Here is a 15,553-nt window from a genome sequence, read left to right as displayed (position 1 = left end):
AATCAACAAGTTTAAGTATTAATCGACAAGTATCAAATAGCAGGTATTATCCAGCAGCTTCGGTAATACTTATTACTTAATACTTAGTACTTATTACTTATTTCTAAATTACTCATTTTATCAGTAGTGCGGAAGGGGAAATCAGGATACTCGTAAAGACTGAAGCGAGGTTCGGTTTCTCCTTTCGTATAATTCCAGATAGAAGCATAATCTTCCGGATCTTCTCCCATCTTGGCTAATTGGCGCAGATAAGCGGCCAGTGATTTATTTTCTACAATATAAATCTGTCCCATCTGGTCGATAATCGGGCTATGATGACGAGTGCCGTCATGTTCGAAGCGTAGAATCCGTTTTCCTTCTTCCGTCAGTCCCACCAATTGGAAGGTCATACTCTTACCGATAGCCGGCAAATTCAATACACTGCGATCCGTAGCAAGGAAAGGCAAATGATGTTTTCTCATGAAATGTCTTAATTGCTTGGCAACATCTTCTTTCGTCTCCTCTTCCGTTCCGACTTTCGTCTCTAATATTTTGTATAATTCCTCCGCCTGTTCCAGTGTCATCCGACCATAAATCTTTTCCTCCTGTTGTTCCTGCATCGAACGGCTGTTGGGAGCAAATACTGCATAATTCTCATTGAATCCCTTCACCGAGAAAGTATAATAACATACCACGCCCAATGAATTGAGCACCTGGCGAAGCCGTGTCGTATGTCCCCGACGCGAAGCAGCCACTGTATATACCAACTGATTCGTGATAATCCATCCGGCAGAAAGAATCTTCCGAATCGCCTCTTTAGCTTCAGGCGTGACCTCCAGCGGTGTTTGAAAATGAGTCTGGATAATAAACTGTTTCACCCCGATAGCCGAAGCCTTTTCTTTGAATTCCCGCAGAATATCCACCAATCCGTCATTGATACGCATCGGCAAATAAGCCAACAACCGTGACCCCAGCCGTACCCGTTGCAATTCCGCATATTTCTCTCCTTCCGGTCGTTCGAGATTTGCCTTCTGCTTGCGTACCGCCATCCGATACACCGCATCCAAAATATTCTGAAGCGTCTTATTCTGACTCATCAGCGCATCGCCCCCTGTAATCAGAATATCCCGCAGCTGTGTATCCTCTTCAAAATAAGTCATCAACCGGCGCAACTTACGATCCCATGACTCCTTCGGGCGTAAAGACTCAAACTCGAAATTCAACCGTTCGCTTTGGAAATCATACATCCGCTGGCAAGAAGCACAAAGTCCCCCGCAGGCCCTTCCCATCGTGTCAGGAATGAGAATAGCCACCTCCGGATACCGGCGATGAATATTATGTCCGTCCGGCAGAAGCCATCCCGCAGCATTAGGTTTACCAACCTCCACAATATCCTCCTTTTCCCACGCACGAATATTTCCATACGTCTCCACCAATCGTGGCGAATACAGAATATAACTCCGGATAGCCTCATCATTATACCCATATCCTGTAATATTGAGTAACGATAAATAATAAGGAGTCGCAAAAAACGGCATCCCCTTCTTCCGTGCCCGATAAAGCAAATACATCGTCTCCGAAGAAAGAGAATTCCCCAGGAACCGATTCAGTTCTCCCGGACTCTTCACAGCCATCGCCAAGTGAAAGCGGAAATCATTCCACCACTCACTTACCAACCTGTATTTCTCCTCATAACTCATTCCCTCCTCAAAGTGGAAACGAACCGAAGGCTTCGACTTCCTGTTCTCAATCTTCTGAATCAGCAAGTGCAACATCCGCTCCTTATTCTCATCCCGTATCTCCCGTACCTCTTCATCCAGTCCGGTTTCCCACCGGTCATTCCGACTTTTGATACGCTGCGGTGACGGCAAAGGCATAACTTCTCCCTTCAACCGTTTAAACATCTGAAAAATTTCAATAAACAAATCCGTCGGCATCTCCATATTCTCCAACGTCCCCGTCAGAAACTCATAAAGCAGCCGAATAGTCTGTACTGACATATCCTGTCCCGTAGACAGTTCATGAACATTTTGCCCATCATAATCAAGTAAGAGTCGAATTTGCTCCCTCGCCTCCTCCGCAGCTTCGTTTTCTATCCTGCAAGTCTCCAACAACCGCAGTATTCCAGCCTTGAAATCCTCAACAGTAGAGCTCTTATCCGCTATCTCCACTATCTCCGGAATCTCCTGACCATAGATTTGTTTCAACTGTGAAAAAGTAAGTGTAAGCATTTTCTTTTGTTTCATAAGCAATCTATCAATTTTTAAATTATATAATAAGCATTTTAAGTTTGAACGACCTCCCTTCTCCCCGAACTATATGTCTCAAATCCCGAACAGCATCTCATCCCCTAAGTATTCTCCATCCATAACCTACCAACATAATCATCAAAGCGCAACATAATACACAATCACACCGCATAGCACTCTACACTGCATAGCATTCCACGCCGCATGGCCTCCCGGCCTCGTCTGCACGGCGTCAAGCGGAGGTTTCATTCCCGGCGTTAAGAAGGGCAGACTGTTTGAGCGAAGCGAGTTTCTGCCCTTTAGCTGGGGATGAGACCGGAGTAGCCGGGCAGATGCAGCCTTGATTTTTTCTTTTTGGTACTTTTTCTTTTGTATCAAGACAAAAGAAAAAAGTACATAAAAGATAACAAAAAAAGCGGAAGTACAAAACCCCCGCTTTCTCTATCATATTAATCTTTACGCTTTTCTAACATTTAACGCGACTTATTTTTTCGTTTCCGTGTCGTCATCCTTCCGTTTCGGTTCCTTCTTGGCAAGTAGAACGATATTATACACATAATCCGTCATCCACTGCTCCGAGTATCCCAGACGCTCTTTGTATTGGCGGATAGCCGCAGCCGTCTTATGCACATCATCCGCTTTCCATACCGTCTTGGTGCAAACATCATGCACCGTCTTCTGCGTCATGCCATACAGAGCCTTTTTAAAGATCGACGGCATACGGAACTTCCACTGCATCAGATTTCCCATCAACATCATCAGATCATTAGAAAATCCCTGATACATGAACAAATAAGATTGAATATCATTTTGAGTGCGGCAGTTACGTTTTACGGAAGCGTCGATTTCCTTGAAGAAATTCTCATTCAGCCCATAATCCTGCATCAGCATTTTGCGTGATGCAGACTTTTCGGCCAATCCCAGTTTACCGTTTTGAGTAGGCACTTTAAACAAACGTTTGAAGTTAGCTACGTCCGGCAAGAATCGGATATTGGTGATACCTAAGTTTGTGGCGATCACTGACTGGAAATACACCCGGGTCAGTGAAATGAAATCTTCTACATTGCCGACTTTCGTTTCATCGGATTTTTTCTTGAATAAACCAAATAAGCCCATTGTTATATTTACAATTTTACAATTTACAATTTACTATTTGAGTGCGTGGAAGGTATATAATATAACTACCATCTGTCAATTTCCGTGCAAAGGTACAAAAACAGTTGGTTTTCACCAACATTCCAAGTCCTTTTCGATGTCCGGCATAGACTCTTTCTTAAAAACAGGACTTTGGATACCGGCTTTCTTTTGTGCCCGGTAATCATTTAACAGGCGGATCGCATATTTTCCAAGGAAGAGGATCGCGATCAGATTGCAGATAGCCATTAATGCCATAGTGACATCTGCCAGGCTCCATACCATATCCAATGTGGCAAGTGACCCGAAGAGCACCATGCCGCCCACTAATATCCTGTAACCATGAAGCACCCACTTCCGGTGAGTGATAAAGCGGATATTGGCCTCCCCGTAATAATAATTTCCCAGAATACTGCTGAAAGCGAAAAAGAAAAGAGCCACAGCAACGAAGACGCTGCCCGAAGAACCGATCTCGTTCGTCAATGCCTGTTGAGTCAACTGCACCCCATTGGTCGATCCATCCAGCGGAGCACCACTAAACAGAATGATAAAAGCCGTACAAGTACAAATCAATAATGTATCCGTAAATACTGCCAAAGTCTGTATCAATCCTTGTTTCGCGGGATGACTGACATGAGCCGTGGCAGCCGCATTCGGAGCCGATCCCATACCGGCCTCATTGCTGAAGAGTCCTCTCTTGATACCTTGCATCAATGCCATGCCGACTCCTCCTGCCAGTGCCTGTTCCCAACCGAAAGCATGACTGACAATTAGCGCGATGACGCCCGGTAAATGAGTGATATTGAGTATAACAATCACCAGCGCCAACCCCACATATCCCAATGCCATAACCGGCACGATAATGCTGCTGACACGGGCAATGCGTTGAATACCTCCGAAGATGATAACCAACGTCAGCAATGTCAGTACCCCTCCCAATATAATATGATTGACCCCGAAAGCATGCTCCGCAGCAGCACAGATGGTATTGCTCTGTACAGAATTGAAAGCAAAACCGAAAGTGATGCTTATTAATATGGCAAAAAGCATTCCCATCCACGGTTGTTTCAATCCCTTCTTCATATAATAGGCAGGACCTCCGATGAATGAATCCTTTCCGCGTATTTTGTATAATTGCCCTAAGGTAGACTCGATGAAAGCACTCGAAGCCCCTAACAGTGCGATGACCCACATCCAGAAAATAGCTCCGGGACCGCCGATAGCGATGGCGGTAGCCACTCCCGCAAGATTTCCCGTACCCACACGGCTGGCGATAGAGATAGCGAATGCCTGAAAAGAAGATACATGTTTCTCTCCCTGCTTCCCTTTGCCCGCAGATTCGCTTAACAGTACGATCATTTCGCGAATCATGCGGAATTGTACGAAGCGTGTCCGTATGCTGAACCAGACAGCACATCCCAATAACATGATAATCAGGATATAGGTCCAGAGTATGTCGTTAATCTCGTTGATAAAGGTCATAGTTAAGTATTAAGTGTCAAATATTAAGTATTGTTTGTGGTTATTCGTTTTTTATTCGGAAGTAGAATTTATGATTTTCGAATACGGGTTCCACAATATCATAACGAACAAATTTGGCGAGCAGATGTTCAGCGGCACGTCGTGAAAGTCCGGTTTGGCGACAGTAGCGGTTGAGTGAAAGTAAAGTGCCATGCTCCAGTTGTTCGAGCAGGAGCTGTTCACGTTCGGTGTAACGGATCAGTTCGCCACGGGGGCTGTCGCTCTGTTGCCATACACGGAGGTGTATAGGTGTTGCCAGAATATTTTCATCCTTGATGCGGAGATAGGCTAGAGGTTTCCCGGTTTCGTCTTTGGCGTAAACGGTTTATGCGGAGTCTCTTCGATGGTCGCTACCAACACTTGCCGTCCCTCCACTATATATGTTTGCAATGTGTATTCCACTTCCGGCACGCAATAAAGTTGTGCGGCGGCTTCAATCATATATTTTTCTTCTTCGGAGCGTACTCCCGCGATTTTTCCATTGTCTTTTACGCCAATAAGTAATCTTCCTCCGTCCGTGTTGGCAAAAGCCGAGAGTGTTTTGGCAATTTTGCGTGCGTCGGAAATTTCGAATTTAAAGTCCTGTTGCTGGTGCTCCCCTTCAGCAATCAATGCATGTATATAATCGGTATCTGTAAGCAGTTTCATGGCTACAAAGGTAGGTAAAAATGGTGAAAAGCCCCTTTTTTAGATATTTTTCGAAGATTATTTCAAAAAAAATATTGATTTTATGCTTTTATTTCGGGAAACAGTGTATTTTTGCGGCACATTATTAACGAAAAAAATAAAAGGATTATGAAAGAATTGGTAGAAAAGGTAGCAGCTCTGTATGCTGACTTCTCAAAAGATGCTAACGCACAGATCGAAAACGGTAACAAAGCAGCAGGAACTCGCGCTCGTAAAGCTTCTTTGGAAATCGAAAAAGCAATGAAAGAATTCCGTAAAGCATCTTTGGAAGCTTCTAAGAAATAATTTAGAAGACTACTAAGATATCGAAAGAGGCTGTCTAAACTTGTTAGACAGCCTCTTTTATTATAATATAATACATGAAAATATATACGAACTTTAAACTTCTTCGCACACCACCATTTTCATCCCTTGATAAACGACTATAATTTTGTGCAGCGTCGTTGTTCCGATTGCTTTTTGCACCGTTTCACTGGCGGCATAGCGGTTGGCTTGTGTGATAGCCTCTTGCCGGAGTTGCTCTACCTTTTCATCACTATCCTTTCCTTTGACATACTTCAGTTCGATAATGTAGGAATGGAGCATATCTTTATAAATATCCAGTAAGGGAAACATGAAAATGTCGGCATATCCTTCCTGATTCTCCTGTTCGGAGATAGGGCGATAGAAACGGTTCTGTGCAGTCATAGCCAGTGTAAATCCATGTACGTATGCTTCGCCTTTTTGCTTGTCGCGCTGGGAAGAATATCGGTGCAGACATTCGGCAATATAATTGAAGTAGGCTTTCCAATCGCCGTCATAAGCCATTGCTGATGCCAGTTCTCCTTTTTCCCAGTTGTCAAAGCGGAGATTTGCTTCGTTGTAAGTATCTAGTAAGTAACTGTACAGTTGCTCACGTACTACTTGATTGGGAATGGTCAATAATGTCTTGCCTCGTTTAGTACCGCTGATAGTCAACATTCCGAAATAGAATAATAGGCTGATAAAGTTATCCGGTTCTGCAATTGTTTCGGCAGGGAAGCCAGTTTTCAATTCACCGGTGATGTATCCTTGTTGCACCAATGTCTGGATAGTCGAGGCGTCATGAGCAAATTCTTTGTCCTTGCGGATCAACATTCGTAGTTTGTTGTAATCCACGCGGATGTTTTCTTCTACCATATTGCGTGGCATATAGCCTCCGTTTCGGATGTAATTATCCACAAAGTAGAGTACCATATTGGAGTTGTACATTGTAGTACCGCCATAACTTTTCTCTGCAAAACAGTAATTATCATACCAAGGCTTCATAGCTTCTATCAGCTCGTCGGTAGAGTGGTGAAACTGGCAGGTAGTGGCATAATAATCCAGCATTGCGCGCACCTCTTCTTCGTTGAATCCGGTCATTTCATTAAATTCCGGAGAGAGCGAATAATTGGTGCCGATATTGAATCCGCTGGTGAGATCGTCCATTGTAACGGGGCTGACACCTGTCACGAAGCAACGTTTGATAGTGGAGTCCGTGCCTGCTTTCACCGTATCGAAGAAGCTGCGCAGATAACTAGTTCCGTATGTCTCGCTCTTGTAATCTTCCAGACAGGACGGTTCTGATAAGATTTTGTTTGTAAAATGGTCGTATTCATCAATGAACAGATAAATCTGCTGATTGGTCTTGATACATTCTTTATATAGATAATCCAGTTGCTCTATGGCTCCCTTTTTCTTATTCATTTCTTCCTTTATCCCTTCGGGAAGATATTGCGCATAGACATCGCAGAAAAAGTTGAATTCAGTGTTGCAATGTGCGTCCAATGATTGCCGGTAACTATTCAATTCGGCATTAACTACGGCAAAGTTCAGATAAATGATGAGATATGAATTTCGTTCGGGAGTGGGATGTTTTCCTATGTACAGGTCGCCATACCATTTCTCAAACTTGTCCGCTTCTAATATGTTATAATAATGGTGGAGCATGGAGATCGTTAAGCTCTTTCCGAACCTTCGCGGACGAATGTAAAAGAAATACTTGTTCGCATTCTCTATGAGAGGGATATAATGCGTTTTGTCTACGTAATAACAGTCGTCTTCGCGGACATCGATAAAGTTCATCATTCCGTACGGAATACGTTTGCGCTTTACTGGTTGGTTCATAACTCTTTCATTTTCTCACAAAAGTAACAATAAAAATGAATATTGATGGATGGCAGTTATATAAATGATAGAATATCTTTAGTAGTCTCAATGCCATTATTGCTTATAGTGGGAAAGCGGATTTGCTCTTCTTTAGTGTGGAAACCCGTAATGTTGAAAAGTGGATAGCTGAAGAAAAATAGATAATACAAAAAAAGCGGCTCGTTGCAATGAGTCGCCTTTTATTATAATACATGAAAATATATACGAACTTTAAACTTCTTCGCACACCACCATTTTCATCCCTTGATAAACAACTATAATTTTGTGCAGCGTCGTTGTTCCGATTGCTTTTTGCACCGTTTCACTGGCGGCATAGCGGTTGGCTTGTGTGATAGCCTCTTGTCGGAGTTGCTCCACCTTTTCATCACTATCCTTTCCTTTGGCATACTTCAGTTCGATAATGTAAGAATGGAGCATGTCTTTGTATATATCCAGTAAGGGAAACATGAAAATATCGGCATATCCTTCCTGATTCTCCTGTTCGGAGATGGGGCGATAGAAACGGTTCTGTGCGGTCATAGCCAACGTAAATCCATGTACGTATGCTTCGCCTTTTTGCTTGTCTCTCTGGGAAGAATATCGGTGCAGACATTCGGCGATATAGTCGAAGTAGGCTTTCCAGTCGCCACGATAAGCCATAGCGGATGCCAGTTTCCCTTTTTCCCAGTTGTCAAAGCGGAGGTCCGCTTCGTTGTAGGTATCTAATAAGTAACTGTACAATTGTTCACGTACTACTTGATTGGGAATAGTCAACTTCGTTTCTCCTTCTAAAGTACCGCTGATAGTCAACATTCCGAAATAGAATAATAGGCTGGTAAAGTTATCCGGTTCTGCAACTGTTTCGGCAGGAAACCCGGTTTTCAATTCGCCGGTGACATATCCCTGTTGCACCAACGTCTGAATGGTCGAGGCATCATGAGCAAATTCTTTGTCTTTGCGGATCAACATTCGTAGTTTGTTATAATCTAGACGGATGTTTTCTTCTACCATATTGCGGGGCATATATCCTCCATTACGGATGTAATTATCCACAAAGTAAAGTACCATGTTGGAGTTGTACATGGTAGTACTGCCATAACTTTGCTCTGCAAAGCAGTAGTTGTCATACCAAGGTTTCATAGCTTCTATCAGTTCATCAGTAGAGTGGTGAAACTCGCAGGTAGTGGCATAATAATCCAGCATTGCGCGCACCTCTTCTTCGTTGAATCCGGTCATTTCATTAAATTCCGGAGAGAGCGAATAATTGGTTCCGATATTGAATCCGCTGGTGAGATCGTCCATTGTGACGGGGCTGACACCTGTCACGAAGCAACGTTTGATAGTGGAGTCCGTGCCTGCTTTCACCGTATCGAAGAAGCTGCGCAGATAACCGGTTCCGTGTGTCTCGCTCTTGTAATCTTCCAGACAGGCAGGCTCTGATAAGATTTTATTTGTAAAATGGTCGTATTCATCAATGAACAGATAAATCTGTTGATTGGTCTTCACACATTCTTTATATAGATAATCCAGTTGTTCTACGGCTCCCTTTTTCTTATTCATTTCTTCCTTTATCCCTTCGGGAAGATATTGGGCGTAGACATCACAGAAAAAGTTGAATTCTGTGTTGCAATGTGCGTCCAATGATTGCCGATAACTATTTAATTCGGCATTAACTACGGCAAAGTTTAGATAAATGATGAGATATGAATTTCGTTCGGGAGTGGGATGCTTTCCTATGTACAGGTCGCCATACCATTTCTCAAACTTGTCCGCCTCTAATATGTTATAATAATGTCGGAGCATGGAGATCGTTAAGCTCTTTCCGAACCTTCGTGGGCGAATGTAAAAGAAATACTTGTTCGCGTTTTCTATAAGCGGGATATAATGTGTCTTGTCCACGTAATAACAGTCGTCTTCGCGGACATCGATAAAGTTCATCATTCCGTACGGAATACGTTTGCGCTTTACTAGTTGGTTCATAACTCTTTCATTTTCTCACAAAAGTAACAATAAAAAATGAATATTGATGGATGGCAGTTATATAAATGATAGAATATCTTTGGATATATCCGGGTGGTAATAGTGAGAATACTTGTATCTTTATTGTCGAATAAATTAATAAATTGAGAAATGTTGAAAGTAGTAACATTTATGAAGCAGGTAGCCATGGGGCTACAGATGGAGGGAAACTTCGGTACTGCGCATGTTTATCGTAGCAGTCTGAATGCCATCATTGCTTATTGTGGGGAAGAAGATTTGCTTTTTAGTGAAGTAACTTCGGAGTGGCTGAAGGGATTCGAAGTTTACCTTCGCAGTCGTGGTTGTAGCTGGAACACCGTTTCCACTTATCTGCGTACGTTTCGTGCGGTTTACAATCGTGCCGTCGATCTTGGGAAAGCTCCTTATGTACCTCATCTGTTCCGTTCGGTTTATACCGGTACTCGTGCCGATCATAAACGTGCGTTGTGTGATGACGATATGAAGAAGGTGTTTGCCAAATTGTCTCGTACATCAGGTGTGCCATTTGCTGTATGTCAGGCACAAGAGTTATTCATTCTGATGTTTTCGCTTCGTGGTATGCCGTTTGTCGATCTCGCTTATTTGCGTAAGAGTGATTTGCGTGATAACGTAATAACGTATCGCAGACGTAAGACAGGACGACCATTGTCAGTGACATTGACCCCCGAAGCGATGATCTTGGTGAAGAAGTATATGAATCGTGATCCTTCTTCTCCTTATTTATTTCCGTTGTTGAAAAGCCGTGAAGGAACTAAAGAGGCGTATCGCGAATATCAGTTGGCGCTGCGCAGTTTTAACCAACAGTTGATGTTGCTAGGTGAATTATTGGGATTATCCGATAAGTTGAGCTCGTACACCGCCCGCCATACCTGGGCTACGACAGCTTATTATTGTGAAATTCATCCGGGTATTATTTCCGAAGCGATGGGACATTCGTCTATCACTGTGACGGAGACTTATTTGAAACCTTTTCGGAGTAAGAAAATTGATGAAGCAAATAGACAAGTTCTTGACTTCGTGAAACGCTCTGTTATAGGTGTAAGCGCTTGAAAATTACTCTGTTACTTTGTAGGTAACGGGAATGAATATCGGTGCAAATATGAGCATATTTCTTAAAACAACCAAACGAAATCATACATTTTTTCTAATAAACTACTCAAAATAGGAATTAACCAAATAAAACACGCGGATTCTTTGTATTAGGGCTTTGTTAACTTCTAAATTTTTGCAAAAGATCTCCTTCCCTCTACTGCCTTTCAGAAGCAGGGGTAAAAAAGTTTCATTGCTTATCGTATCATTTTTCAGTATTGACTACTCCCGAAGAGCAGGCACAAAGGTTTCTCCGTTACCTACAAAGTAACGGGTGGCTATTATTGAAACTTAGTGTTTAATAATATATTATTAATGTAATTTTTAAGTAGTTATGAAGAAAAATTTTGTTAGGGTAATGCTTTTCGGGGCATTGACGCTTACAGTCAGTACAGTGGTGACAAGCTGTAAGGACTACGATGATGATATTAAAGGCTTGCAGGAGCAGGTCGATAAAATCACATCAACCAGTCCGGTAAGTACAGAAGACATGAAGAACGCAGTTGAAAAGGCAAAACAGGATTTGCAGACACAACTGAATGACTTGAGCGCACTTGTGGAAAATCCGGATGGTGAAAAAACTTTGAAAGAAAAAATCGCTGCACTGGAACAAGCTTTGGCGGATGCCACAGGCGATAAAGCTAAAGATTTGGCAACAAGATTGGCAGATCTTCAAAATCAACTGACCACTCTGCAAAAGATTCTCAAAGGTGAGGATGGTGTCAGTGGTTTGGAAAAGAAGATTGAAGAACTAGAGAATGTTAAAACCGTATTATCTGAACTGATTGCAGCAGAACAGGCATACATTACATCTGGTAAAAAGGATGCAAGTGCTTACGAAAGTACCAGTTTTGGGGCTTATGTAAACCAAGCTATCATAAATGCCCTTCAACACGAGGGAGACGACACTTCTAAATGGGGGAAAATTGCTCAATACGTAACAGAAGCTGTTCAGAAAGGTATTTCTACAGAGTTGAGTGGTATTAACAATTACCTGACTGCCCAGTACGGAGTGAAAACGACTTTGGAAACATTCGTGAAAGATGTTTATGAGAAGCTCTTTAGTGAAGAAGCCATCGGGAAACAAACTCAACTGGATAATCTTTTAGATGCTATCAATGCTTATGTAAGTACTGAAGAGGGTGCCGATTATAAGAGTTATGCGGATATTATCAAGCAAATTGATGATACGAAAAAACAATTGGCAGCACTCGAATTACCAGCAACAGGTACATTTAGCCAGGCGGTTAAAGATATTATAAAGAGCGAATCCGAACAAGTTGGCGGTGTTATAAAAAACCTTGAATCCAGACTTGATGCTGAAATCAAAGCTATCAAAGGTATGATTCAGAGCATCGTTTACATTCCGGAGTCTGCTGACAGAACTGTTAACTTCAATACTTTCTATGTGAAGTATGGTGCTGTAGGTAATGCAGACGATTGGAGTCCTGTACTCAATGCTAACGAAGTGAAAGTGAATTTCCGTGTATCACCGCAATCTGCCGTTGCTGAATTGATTAAAGGCGAGGAAGGAAAATACTTGATTGCTGCCGACTATCACCAATTGACTCGTGCAACAGGTACGCACTTTACGATTAAAAAGATAGAAGCTGTAACGGGCGAACCTAATGTAATCGCAGTTACTTTGGATGCCAGTACTGCTGATAAGAGCTATGCGGTAGCACTTACAGTAAAGGATAAAGGTGAAACAACCTTGAATGATATTACTTCAGACTACTTTGCTGCTGTGAAGGAGAATATGTATATTAAAGAGGTTGAATGGGTATCTGTAAATGCTGCTGCAAATGAAGTGGCTAAAAATGCAAGTATAGATTATAAGGCAACAGGCTCTTATTATAAGATGACAGTGTATTCGATCCTTAATAATAATGGTAGTGGAAATGTTGATGGGGAGCCTTCGGCTAAGACTAAGCCCGAAGAATTCGGTATCTCTGTAGATAATCTGTTCAGCGTGACTTTCGATGTAACTGGTGGTGGTGCTGCTAGCTTTACAATGAATGAAACCACCGGTGTATTAACAGGCAACGCTGGTGGAACGCTAGGTCATCAATGTCAGGCAACGTCTACTGTAAAAGCGAAAGCGCCTGCGGGTGTATTAACAGGTGATAAATCATTCACACCGAATACTTACAGCGGAACAGTTACATTGATCGATATACAGGATCCAACAACTATTGAACTTGCTGATCCGAGTACTCCACTTGTTTGGCATAAAACTATACAAAGACTTGCATTGAATACCGAGAAGGTTAATGAGATTAAGACAGCTTTGGGTAGTATTGCTAATTTCAGTGGGTGTAACTTTGAACGCATTGCTCCGGCTGATGTAGCATCGGCATCAAACACTCCTGTGGCGGAAACTCCGGATATTAAATTTAATGAGAATAGTGGTAATCTTGTATTGGAGGTTCCTGCAGGTGCCACTTATACAGGTACGGTGACTACCAAGATTACAAATACTACTGGTCATATTAGTATTGTATTGTCAACAGATGTAGATATTAAGTATCCTGCAGAAGCTGATTTTACATTGGCTAACTCTAATGCTTGGGATGGAGCCAAGGCTATATTGAATCTGGTGGAAGCAGGGGATCCAATAACTGCAGTGACAGCCGAAAGAGATCTGAAAGAACTCTTCACTAACTATGAGGATTTTGTTGGTAATGGAAGTGATGGTAAATTGACCTCTCTTGGTGGAAAATTTGAATTCTCTGTTGTAGGTGACGTTCCGACTGGTGTAGATCTTGATGCAGCTACTGGTGCGCTTTCAGTAGATAAAACTTATAACGGTGCTGCTGCTGGCTTTAGCGTAAAAGTAGAAGCAAAATGTGGAGAGAAAGTTATTTCTACCAAAACAATTCCTGTTGTATTCAATACTGCTAAGATGAATGGTACATTTGATTACAAGGGTACTGATGAAGGTAAAGACAAGCTGGCATTTAATGTATCTTCTGCTGCTACAAGAGAAGAGGGTGTTGAGGTATCAAAAGCATTAGTATGGAAAGATGCTTCAACTACTCCACGTCAGCTTTGGCCTTCTGATGGTGCTTCCGCTGCCTATAATAATAGCTCTGGTGCAACTATATTTGGCTTCACTGTAGCATTTGAATTGGTAGCTGGTGAAGATAATGGTAGCTTTGATCTGAACCCCACAACCGGTAAGCTTACATTGACGAGACCGACTGATACCCAGGGCACTAAGGCTATGACAGTCAAAGTAAAAGCTATTCCTACTTCTCCGTGGGGAACGGTAGAACCTAGAGTAGTGACTGTGACAGTTGCCGAATGGGTAGACTAATAGGATAGAGAATCTCATAATATATTATATATTGAGAAAAAACAAATAAACCCATTCTTCACTTGTGTGTGAAGATATTTTTACCCCAGAACAAAGCGAGGACACAGCTTGTGAAAGTCCATCCTTCCTCTTTGTTCTTCTTTAGAAAAGGGATGCCTCCCACATTTCCCACAGGTATCCCTTTTTATTTTTACTCTCGGAGCGTCTTTTTGTTGTACTAGAATCAAATTGCTAGTCCCCCATTTCCCTATAGGTAAAGGAGGCGTTCCCAAGATGCAGAAAACCCGGGCTTGCGAAAGTCCGGGTTTTCTTGATTAGTAACCAATAACAATTAACCAATAACAACTAATAATAGAGTATGTAAATGAAAAAAGAGACTTATTCTTTATCCCAATCCATTTCAGCATTAAAACAGGGGCAAGCCTTGATCCACTCTTCCGGTTCAATCTCACCGTCTCCGTCAAGATCGGGACTAAGATCACGATGTCCGCAGACACGGCATCCCGGAAAATCCTTTAATAAAGTCAGGATAAGAACCCGTAGCGAGTGTTTCTGCCAACAAGTGCGCGTGTCTTTCGGCTGTCCCATGCAGTCCAGTCCGCCTTCATAGCAGATACCGATACTTTCCCGGTTGAAACCACGGCTATGCGCACCGATCCGTTCTAACGGACGGGTAGACTTAATATCCCCGTTCTTACGAATATAAAAATGATAACCCACACCATTGAAGCCGCGGCGACGATGACAAACGTCCAAATCATGTTCGGTGAAAGATTTATCCTCGCGGGTAGCGGAGCAATGAACGACAATCAGATTAATAGTTCTCATGCGTTAGGCAGGTATTAAAGAAGTGGATGATGATGCGGATTCGGAACCATTGTTGCGCTGAATACACTCTTTATTGACACACTGTAAAGTGACAGCTTCCGAAAGTTTGCCTTTTAATGAAAAAATCTCCGAGTGCATTTCCTTCACACGGTCGCTCAAATCGAAATAGTCTTTTAGCACCTTTTCGAGCTGCTTCATAAGGAAGCCATACTGCTCTTTTACTAGTTCGCTGAACTCTTTGACGTCCTGCATCATTTGCTGACGTTTTTTGCGACCTCCGAAAAAAGGGAGGATGGCTGTAATAATATCAATAATTTTGTCTAACATCTTTCTTGAATTAAAGATTAAAAATTAAAGATTGAGAATTAAAAAATAAGAGAAACTAAAAATAGAAAAACTAAAAATAGGAAAACAAAAAAACACGAGAATGAAAGAAAATGGAGAAATAAAGAACATGAGAAAATGCGGGAAAGAGAAAAACAGAAAAACAGCAACCACATGGCAAGGAACCATACATGGATCAGTTCCTGAAACCATGTGATACTGTTTTTTCTAAGGATGAAGTTTCATTCTGCCAAAG

General features: G+C 42.2%; 10 protein-coding genes and 1 pseudogene. 3 read left to right on the top strand and 8 right to left on the bottom strand.

Features of this window, described 5'->3' with window-relative positions:
* Nucleotides 1-83: 83 nt before the first annotated feature.
* From DXA05_RS06800 to DXA05_RS06780, 4 genes and pseudogenes are all read right to left on the bottom strand, one after another.
* Nucleotides 84-2,225 carry a KamA family protein gene (locus DXA05_RS06800; protein ID WP_049703249.1) on the bottom strand — a complete coding sequence of 714 codons (2,142 nt, stop codon included), beginning with the start codon at nt 2,223-2,225 and terminating at the stop codon, nt 84-86.
* A gap of 486 nt (nt 2,226-2,711) precedes the next feature.
* Nucleotides 2,712-3,344, bottom strand: a complete 633-nt coding sequence (locus DXA05_RS06790; protein WP_009041269.1) for a hypothetical protein — start codon at nt 3,342-3,344, stop codon at nt 2,712-2,714.
* Between the two features lie 111 nt (nt 3,345-3,455).
* Complete coding sequence (locus DXA05_RS06785) at nt 3,456-4,844, bottom strand: alanine/glycine:cation symporter family protein (protein WP_009041270.1); 1,389 nt, start codon at nt 4,842-4,844, stop codon at nt 3,456-3,458.
* A 40-nt stretch (nt 4,845-4,884) separates the two neighbouring features.
* Nucleotides 4,885-5,531: pseudogene (locus tag DXA05_RS06780) on the bottom strand (ATP-binding protein).
* A gap of 147 nt (nt 5,532-5,678) precedes the next feature.
* On the opposite strand from DXA05_RS06780, the gene DXA05_RS06775 reads away from it, so the two are divergent.
* Nucleotides 5,679-5,855 carry a histone H1 gene (locus DXA05_RS06775; RefSeq protein WP_004301965.1) on the top strand — a complete coding sequence of 59 codons (177 nt, stop codon included), beginning with the start codon at nt 5,679-5,681 and terminating at the stop codon, nt 5,853-5,855.
* Between the two features lie 93 nt (nt 5,856-5,948).
* On the opposite strand, the gene DXA05_RS06770 is transcribed toward DXA05_RS06775, so the two are convergent.
* Nucleotides 5,949-7,697: an ATP-binding protein gene (locus DXA05_RS06770; protein ID WP_128858950.1), complete on the bottom strand. Its 1,749-nt coding sequence runs from the start codon at nt 7,695-7,697 to the stop codon at nt 5,949-5,951.
* A gap of 252 nt (nt 7,698-7,949) precedes the next feature.
* Nucleotides 7,950-9,698 (bottom strand): ATP-binding protein, encoded by a 1,749-nt coding sequence (locus DXA05_RS06765; RefSeq protein WP_128858949.1) that lies wholly within the window; start codon nt 9,696-9,698, stop codon nt 7,950-7,952.
* Between the two features lie 150 nt (nt 9,699-9,848).
* Between DXA05_RS06765 and DXA05_RS06760 the strand changes: the two genes are divergently transcribed.
* Nucleotides 9,849-10,787, top strand: coding sequence for a site-specific integrase (locus tag DXA05_RS06760; RefSeq protein WP_128858948.1), 939 nt, complete (start codon nt 9,849-9,851; stop codon nt 10,785-10,787).
* Nucleotides 10,788-11,160: 373 nt separating this feature from the next.
* The gene (locus tag DXA05_RS06755; protein ID WP_087318896.1) at nt 11,161-14,145 is read left to right on the top strand and encodes a cadherin repeat domain-containing protein; all 2,985 of its coding nucleotides are present in this window, start codon (nt 11,161-11,163) and stop codon (nt 14,143-14,145) included.
* Between the two features lie 378 nt (nt 14,146-14,523).
* Here the strand turns inward: DXA05_RS06755 and DXA05_RS06750 are convergent, their stop codons facing one another.
* The gene (locus DXA05_RS06750) at nt 14,524-14,973 is read right to left on the bottom strand and encodes an N-acetylmuramoyl-L-alanine amidase (protein ID WP_008021091.1); all 450 of its coding nucleotides are present in this window, start codon (nt 14,971-14,973) and stop codon (nt 14,524-14,526) included.
* 3 nt (nt 14,974-14,976) lie between these two features.
* Nucleotides 14,977-15,300, bottom strand: coding sequence for a hypothetical protein (locus DXA05_RS06745; protein ID WP_004314756.1), 324 nt, complete (start codon nt 15,298-15,300; stop codon nt 14,977-14,979).
* Nucleotides 15,301-15,553: the final 253 nt, after the last annotated feature.

Source organism: Bacteroides sp. AM54-2NS, assembly GCF_003602935.1.
GTDB classification, from domain to species: Bacteria; Bacteroidota; Bacteroidia; order Bacteroidales; family Bacteroidaceae; genus Bacteroides; species Bacteroides xylanisolvens.
The sequence above is the reverse complement of the archived record's forward strand: the minus strand, read 5'-3'. Positions and strand labels throughout refer to the sequence as shown.

Bases quoted from the DNA above. Each gene is read 5' to 3' on its own strand.
- DXA05_RS06800 (WP_049703249.1), bottom strand. From the start codon at position 2,225: ATGAAACAAAAGAAAATGCTTACACTTACTTTTTCACAGTTGAAACAA.
- DXA05_RS06790 (WP_009041269.1), bottom strand. From the start codon at position 3,344: ATGGGCTTATTTGGTTTATTCAAGAAAAAATCCGATGAAACGAAAGTC.
- DXA05_RS06785 (WP_009041270.1), bottom strand. From the start codon at position 4,844: ATGACCTTTATCAACGAGATTAACGACATACTCTGGACCTATATCCTG.
- DXA05_RS06775 (WP_004301965.1), top strand. From the start codon at position 5,679: ATGAAAGAATTGGTAGAAAAGGTAGCAGCTCTGTATGCTGACTTCTCA.
- DXA05_RS06770 (WP_128858950.1), bottom strand. From the start codon at position 7,697: ATGAACCAACCAGTAAAGCGCAAACGTATTCCGTACGGAATGATGAAC.
- DXA05_RS06765 (WP_128858949.1), bottom strand. From the start codon at position 9,698: ATGAACCAACTAGTAAAGCGCAAACGTATTCCGTACGGAATGATGAAC.
- DXA05_RS06760 (WP_128858948.1), top strand. From the start codon at position 9,849: ATGTTGAAAGTAGTAACATTTATGAAGCAGGTAGCCATGGGGCTACAG.
- DXA05_RS06755 (WP_087318896.1), top strand. From the start codon at position 11,161: ATGAAGAAAAATTTTGTTAGGGTAATGCTTTTCGGGGCATTGACGCTT.
- DXA05_RS06750 (WP_008021091.1), bottom strand. From the start codon at position 14,973: ATGAGAACTATTAATCTGATTGTCGTTCATTGCTCCGCTACCCGCGAG.
- DXA05_RS06745 (WP_004314756.1), bottom strand. From the start codon at position 15,300: ATGTTAGACAAAATTATTGATATTATTACAGCCATCCTCCCTTTTTTC.